The sequence below is a fragment of the Curtobacterium sp. MMLR14_002 genome, assembly GCF_001864975.1.
GTDB classification, from domain to species: Bacteria; Actinomycetota; Actinomycetes; order Actinomycetales; family Microbacteriaceae; genus Curtobacterium; species Curtobacterium flaccumfaciens.
On sequence record NZ_MJGT01000001.1, the window covers coordinates 424156 to 430602 of the forward strand.

7 protein-coding genes are annotated in these 6447 nt (G+C 74.1%); all 7 read right to left on the reverse strand.

The features are described 5' to 3' along the window. Positions 1–846, reverse strand: a complete 846-nt coding sequence (locus BIU91_RS02015; RefSeq protein WP_071403966.1) for a Nif3-like dinuclear metal center hexameric protein — start codon at positions 844–846, stop codon at positions 1–3. A gap of 134 nt (positions 847–980) precedes the next feature. Continuing rightward, positions 981–2063, reverse strand: coding sequence for a hypothetical protein (locus tag BIU91_RS02020; protein WP_071403967.1), 1083 nt, complete (start codon positions 2061–2063; stop codon positions 981–983). Positions 2064–2169: 106 nt separating this feature from the next. Continuing rightward, the gene (locus BIU91_RS02025; RefSeq protein ID WP_071403968.1) at positions 2170–2805 is read right to left on the reverse strand and encodes an alpha/beta fold hydrolase; all 636 of its coding nucleotides are present in this window, start codon (positions 2803–2805) and stop codon (positions 2170–2172) included. A gap of 64 nt (positions 2806–2869) precedes the next feature. Further along, entirely contained in the window at positions 2870–3853 is a 984-nt protein-coding gene (locus BIU91_RS02030) for an AraC family transcriptional regulator (RefSeq protein WP_071403969.1), read from the reverse strand. A gap of 130 nt (positions 3854–3983) precedes the next feature. Further along, positions 3984–4397, reverse strand: a complete 414-nt coding sequence (locus BIU91_RS02035) for an ATP-binding protein (RefSeq protein ID WP_035808261.1) — start codon at positions 4395–4397, stop codon at positions 3984–3986. Further along, on the reverse strand, positions 4397–4732 hold the full coding sequence (locus tag BIU91_RS02040; protein ID WP_017886068.1) for an STAS domain-containing protein: 336 nt from the start codon (positions 4730–4732) through the stop codon (positions 4397–4399). Before BIU91_RS02040 ends, BIU91_RS02035 begins: the two co-directional genes overlap by 1 nt. Positions 4733–4791: 59 nt before the next feature. After that, positions 4792–6000, reverse strand: a complete 1209-nt coding sequence (locus tag BIU91_RS02045; RefSeq protein ID WP_253183662.1) for a multidrug effflux MFS transporter — start codon at positions 5998–6000, stop codon at positions 4792–4794. Positions 6001–6447: the final 447 nt, after the last annotated feature.

Genomic DNA, 6447 nt, shown 5'->3' on the forward strand with positions numbered 1-6447 from the left:
TCAGGCTCCTTCTGTGGGGGTGGTGGGTTCGGCCGCCGGCAGGACGGCGAAGTCCCACGGGTCGGTGCGGAGGTCGCTCACGGTGACGCGGACCCCGGCCCGGGTGCGCAGCTGCTCCGCGGCGACGTCGAGCCAGAGCCACTCGGTGGCCCAGTGCGAGGTGTCGATGAGCGCCGGCCCGCCGCCGAGGAGCGCCTGTTCGCGGAACTCCGAGGCCGGGTGGTGCCGCAGGTCGCTCGTGATGTAGACGTCGGCGCCGAGCACGGCGGGGTGGCCGAGCAACGAGTCGCCGGCACCCGCGCAGAGCGCCACGGTGCGGACGGGCTGGTCGAAGTCACCGGAGACGCGGACCCCGGTGGCCGTGGGCGGCAGCAGGTCGACGAGCTTCCGGGCGAGGGCGCCGAGGGTCGTCCCCTCGGGCAGCACGCCGACGCGACCGATGCCCGTGTCGGGGTCGGCTCCGGCGTCGAGCGGGCGCTGCTCGGTCAGCCCGAGGCGGTCGGCGAGCACGGCCGAGGTGCCGGTCGTCACGACGTCGGCGTTGGTGTGCGCAGCGAGCAGGGCGCTGCCGCCACGCACCAGCGTCGCGAGGACCCTGCCCTTGTAGGTCGACTCGGCGATCGTCGTCACCCCACGGAGCAGCAGCGGGTGGTGCGTGAGCAGGAGCCCGGCACCGAGTTCGACGGCTTCACGGGCGGTGGCCGGCACCGCATCGACGGCGAGGTGCACGTGCTCGACGGTGGCGTCCGGGTCGCCCGCCACGAGCCCGACGGAGTCCCACGACTCGGCACCGGCGGCGGGCCACAGGTCCTCGATCACGGCCTGGAGTTCGCGGAGCGTCGGCATCCCGTCAGTCTACCGAGGCGACCGCCCCGCACGGGGCAGCCGGTCCGTGTGGGGTGATCCGGGCCTCCAGGCAGTGCAGCCGGAAGCGGGGTGACCGGAAGCGGTGCAGCCGACCGCACCGCGGCTGCGGGTCGTCAGCGACGACCGAGCAGGCCGAGCAGCCGGTCGACGAGTCGCGACCACCAGCCGGCCGGGGCCGGCGCTGCCGCCGTGGCGGAGTCGGTGTCGGCTTCCGTCGCGTCCACGACGGCGGCCGGGACGACGGGTGCGGCGACGGCGTCCGGCAGGACGACCGGCGTGCTCGCGGTGACGCCCTGGTGCGCGGTGAGCGCGGCGGCGAAGGCCGCGCGGTCGATGACCGTCGGCCCGGTGGCGGGCAGGACGAGCGGGGTGGGTCGCGTGGCCGCGGACACCGGGGACACGGCCGGGAGGCCCAGCACCGGTCGGACGAGTTCGTCGCGTTCCGGGGTGACGAGTGCCACCACCGGCGCGGCTTCCGCGGTGGGTGCGGCCTGCGCTGCTGCGGGGACGCTCGGTGCTGCGCGGGTCGGCACGGGTGCCGGCCGGGTGACGAGCGCCACCGGCGCGGTCGCTGCGCGGCGGGCTGCGGCACGGTCGCGGCGGTCCGCCTCGGCGGCGGCGTCGGTGAGTAGGTCGGCGAAGACGGTGTGGGCGAAGGCGCGGGCGGCCGTCACCTCGGGGTCCTCCGAGCCGGCGACGGTGGCCTCCCACGCGGCGAGGCGAGCCAGATCCTCGTCACGGCGGCGGACCTCGTCCTCGAGCAGGACGATGCGCTCGATGCTGCTGCGGCCCGTGGACGACGACACCTCCACCGCGAGGTCCTCGATGCGCAGGGCCAGACGCTCCGGCGGCTCCGGGAACGACGGGGCGCAGACCGCGGCGTGGCGGGCGCGGTCGCGGCGGAACGCGGGGGCGGCGGGTGCCGACGGGCTGATCTCGTCGGCCGGGGCCGTCTCGTCAGCCGGGGTCGAGGTGGCGACGTGCGCCGGGGCGGTCGTCGGGTCGACGACCGCTTCGTCGGCGGTCGAGGTGCTGCTCGCGGCGTGTCCGGGGCGCTGCACGGGGCCGGTGACGGGCGGGACGACGAGGTCCGGCACGTACGGGGCACGGGTCGCCGGTGCGTCGCGGAGCCACTCCTCGAGCTCGCGGCCGAACGGGTCCACGAGCGGGGTGCGTGCGCCGGACTGGGTCTCCATGTCTGAAGGATAAATATCGCGCGGGCCGAAACGCGGGACATCCGCGGTGTGTCGCTGCACCGCCTGCCATATCGCGGCGGAGGTGAGCGGCGTGTCGCGCCCGTCGTCACCGAGGTGGGCGGAGGCCGTCCTCGAACGCCCGCAGCAGTTCCCGGCCCGCGGGCCAGTCCCCCACGCCGCTCGCGACGTTCACGTGCCCGAGGGCACCGACGCGGACGACGTCCGCGCCCATCGCCTCGGCGAACACGAGTGCCCGGTCCGCGCTGCAGTACGGGTCGTCGTCGCTCACGACGAGGCGCGTCGGGACCCGCTGGGCCGGAGGCACCGGGCGCGGCGCCACGAAGCCCGATGCCTCGTCCGGGAACGTGTCGCCGAGCGGGTCGGGCGGGGCGACGAGGAAGGCACCGGCGACGAGCGCGGGAGCGTCCGCCGTGGTGGCGAGCCAGTCGGCGACGGCCAGGACACCGAGGCTGTGGGCGATGAGGACCGGGGGCTCCGGGCACGAGGCCACGGCCTCGGAGATCGCGGCGCGCCAGTCGTCCGGGTCCGGGTCGCTCCACGAGGTGGGGGCGATGCGGACGGCGGCGGGCTGCTGGGGGCGGTGGTCGTGCTGGATGTGCTCGTCGTTCTCGTCGTGCTCGTCGCGCTCGTCCTGCTGCTCCCGCTCCCAGACGGACTGCCAGTGGTCCGGGTCCGAGTTCCAGATGCCGGGGACGATCACCCACGGTCGCGCTCTGCTCACCGGGGCAGCGTAGCGAACCGGCGAGGCACCGTTCCGGAGTGTGACGCGCGGTGCGCTGCCCTGTTCAGAGCTGCGGGACCGCGCCCCGGGGCTGCTGCAGCGTGTCGCGCGGGTACTGCCCGAAGCGGGACGCGTACGCCGCCGAGAACCGGCCGAGGTGCGCGAAGCCCCAGCGCAACGCCACGCTCGCCACCGTCAGGTCGCCGGCCGACGCGCGGCGGAGTTCCTCGTGCACGCGGTCCAGCCGGATCCCCCGCAGCAACGCGTTCGGCGCCGTTCCGACCTGCCGCTGGAACGCCTGCTGCAGCCCCCGGACGCTCAGGCCGACGTGCTCGGCGACGTCGGTCGTGGTCACGGGCGTGTGGGCGAAGGCGTGCATGAACTCCACGGCCTCGCGGACACGACCAGTGGCCCCCTGCGGCAGCGCGACGTCGGGGGCGATGGTCTCGTGCGGGAACGTGTCGAGGAACGCCAGCGCCGTCTCCCGCACGGTCTCGGCGAGGGCCAGCTCGGTCAGCGGCGCCGGGCCGAGCACGATCGACGCGGCGCGCTGCACCCGGGCGTTCCAGGCGCGGAGGTCCTCGGGCCGGGGCGCTGCGGTGTGGTCGAACACGAGGGGGCCGGGCCGGGTGCCGTGCACCTCGGCGGCGACGCCCTCCAGGTACGTGCGGTCGAACTGCACGAGGCTCTGGCGGACGTCCTGCAGGTCGAACACGAAGGGACGCCGCGTCGGGAACACCCGTGGGGTCCCCGGTGCGAAGTCGACCTCCTGGCGACCGACGTCGACGCGGCCGCCGCCGTCCGACGTCCACATCACGACGTACTCGTCGGGGACCTCGACCTCGCCCTGCATCCGCCCGTCGAACCGGGTGGAGCGGAAGGTCATCGATCCGTCGCCCACGACCTGGAACCGGTACGCGAACGGACGATCGGTCCGGGACGCCGAGAACCCCGTGCTCTCGTAGGCCTCTTCGTACAGTTGCACGGCCGCGTCGAGTCCGGCGCCGGACGTCTCGAACCGGATCCGGGGATCGGGGTCGACAGTCATCGCGCGAATCGTGACACGGTGTCCGGGAAACGCGACAATCGCCGACCCGTCATTGCGGTTAACGGCCCACGAAGTGCGCTGGGCGGACGACCGTTGCGACTCGGCCGATCGATGACGGCCGTGCTCCCGCTCAGTGCCGGGAGCGCAGCACCGTCCAGCGGTTCCGGTCGGCCACGCGTTCGTACCGCAGGTCGTCGACGACCATGCGGACGAGGGCGAGTCCGCGACCGCCCTCTGCGAAGTCGTCGGGCAGCACGGCGGCGTCGGGATCCACCGTCGCCGCGACCCCGTCGTCGGACAGCAGCGCCTGGAAGCGCTCGTCGCCGATCTCGAGCCGGAGCTCGCACGAGACACCGTCCGGGCGGGCGCCGTGCTCGATGACGTTCGAGGTGAGTTCGACCAGGGCGAGCTCGAGAGCCATCCGGTCCTCGGCGGCGACGGACGGCTCGTGCTGCCAGACGCCTGCGAGGAAGTCGTGCACGGCGGACACGTCGTCCGGGGGGCACGCCAGTGCGAGCATGTGCTCGGCGACGGGGGCGGTCATCACCAGTCGGTCACCGCGGCGTCCCCGTCGGGGTACGTCCGCAGGATCTTGTCGATGTTGGAGAGCTTGAGCACCATCTGGACCTGTTCCGACGGTGCCGCGATGCGGAGGTCGCCGCCGGCCTGGCGTGCGGTCTTCAAGCTGCCGACCAGGGCGCCGAGGCCGGAGGAGTCCATGAACTCGACCCCGGAGAGCTCGACCACGAGCCGCGAACGCCCGTTGCCGACGATCTGGGCGACGGTCTCGCGGAAGGTGGGCGCGGAGACCATGTTGAGCCGGCCGCTGCACTCCAGAACGGCGGTGTCGGTCTCCGCCTCGTGTACGACGATGTCCATCTCGGTGGGTCTCCTCAGATCGGTGCGCCTTGCAACCAGCAACCTACCGGCTCAGCCCCTCAGTTGTGGGACCGGTTTCGCCGCGTCGCCGCCACCTGGACCAAGACGGCCGCGGCCATCAGCGCTGCCATCACCCCGCCCATCGCCAGCGCGGTGCCGCCGAGGGCGCCGGCGAGTGGGGTGCCGAGACCGCCGATGCCGAAGGTCAGGCCGCCCTGCAGGGCAGCCGCCGTGCCCGGGTGCGCCGCGCCGACGTGCTGCGTGCGGGTCATCGCCGCCGGCAGGACGAAGCCCCACGCGGCCGTCACGACCGCGAGGGCGCACCACACCGGCACCGGCCCGAGCCCGAGGAGCGCCGACACCAGCACGGCGGTGGCCCCGACCGTCCCGACGACCAGGCCCAGGGTCAGCAGGGCGTCCTCGCTGAACCGTCCGACGAGCCGGCCGAACAGCAGCGTCGTGACGATCATCATCGACGCGTTCGTGGCGAAGACGAGCGTGTACAGCCCCTCGGAGAACCCGAACTCCGATTGGAACACGAACGAGCTCGTCGCGATGTACGCGAAGAACCCCACCGTCGACAGCACCCCGCTCAGCACGTAGGCCCGGAACCGCGGGATCGCCAGGAGCTCGCGGATCCGCTGCCCGTTCGCCGCGAACCCGACGCCACCACGACGCTCCGGCGGCAGGGTCTCGCGGAACCGCAGGACCACGGCCACGAAGAACACGGCGCCGAGCACGGCCAGCACGACGAACATGAGCCGCCACGTGCCGACCGTGAGCACCGCTCCCCCGGCCAGCGGGGCCACCACCGGCCCGATCGCGTTGATGGCCGCGAGCGTGCCGAACACCTTCGCCATCCGGGTGCCGCTCGTCACGTCGGACACCATCGCCCGACCGGCCACGGCGCCCGCGGCTCCGGCGAGTCCCTGGGCGACGCGGGCCACCACCAGCGTCACGACGTCGGGGGCGAGCGCGCAGCCGACCGACGCGAGGGCGAACAGGGCGGTCCCGACGACGAGCATCGGCCGACGACCGATCCCGTCGCTCACCGGTCCGACGAGCAGCTGGCCGACCGCGAAGGCTACGAGGAACGCCGTGAGCGACAGCTGCACGGCGCCGGGCGTCGTGTCGAGGTCGCGCGCGATGGCCGGGAGCGCGGGGATGTACATGTCCGTCGCGAACGGCGAGACCCCGACGATGAGCGCCAGCGGCACGATCGGGGGCAGCACGGTCGTCGTCGGTCCCAGGCTGCGCTCCGTCGTCACCTCGGACACGCTACGCGTCCCCGAATCGATTCGACGGACACTTCGTGAGCAGCAACGGTCGGTTCGCGGTGCCGGACGCGACCGTTGCTGCTCACGAAGTGCGGGCCCGGGACGTGCGCGGGGACGGACGGGAGGCCCGGTGCGGGCCAGCCACGGGCCTCCCGTCCGGCGCCGCGCGCGGTCACGACACCCCGCTCACGTCCGCCGAGCGGTCGTGTTCCGTCGCTCGGCGACGGCGCAGCCGACGCTTCGTGACCACTCGGCCGGGGCCACCCGACGTGTCCTGACCGCTCGGCCGACCGACGGCGCGAGGCGCGAGCGGTCACGACACCCCGCTCACGTCCGCCGAGCGGTCGCGTTCCGTCGCCCGGCGACGGCGCAGCCGACGCTTCGTGACCACTCGGCGGTGCGGCCCGGGACGTGCGCGGGGACGGACGGGAGGCCCGG

Excerpts from the sequence above, each read along its gene's own strand:
- BIU91_RS02040 (WP_017886068.1), bottom strand. The coding sequence starts at position 4,732 with ATGGACATCGTCGTACACGAGGCGGAGACCGACACCGCCGTTCTGGAG.
- BIU91_RS02015 (WP_071403966.1), bottom strand. The coding sequence starts at position 846 with ATGCCGACGCTCCGCGAACTCCAGGCCGTGATCGAGGACCTGTGGCCC.
- BIU91_RS02030 (WP_071403969.1), bottom strand. The coding sequence starts at position 3,853 with ATGACTGTCGACCCCGATCCCCGGATCCGGTTCGAGACGTCCGGCGCC.
- BIU91_RS02035 (WP_035808261.1), bottom strand. The coding sequence starts at position 4,397 with ATGACCGCCCCCGTCGCCGAGCACATGCTCGCACTGGCGTGCCCCCCG.
- BIU91_RS02020 (WP_071403967.1), bottom strand. The coding sequence starts at position 2,063 with ATGGAGACCCAGTCCGGCGCACGCACCCCGCTCGTGGACCCGTTCGGC.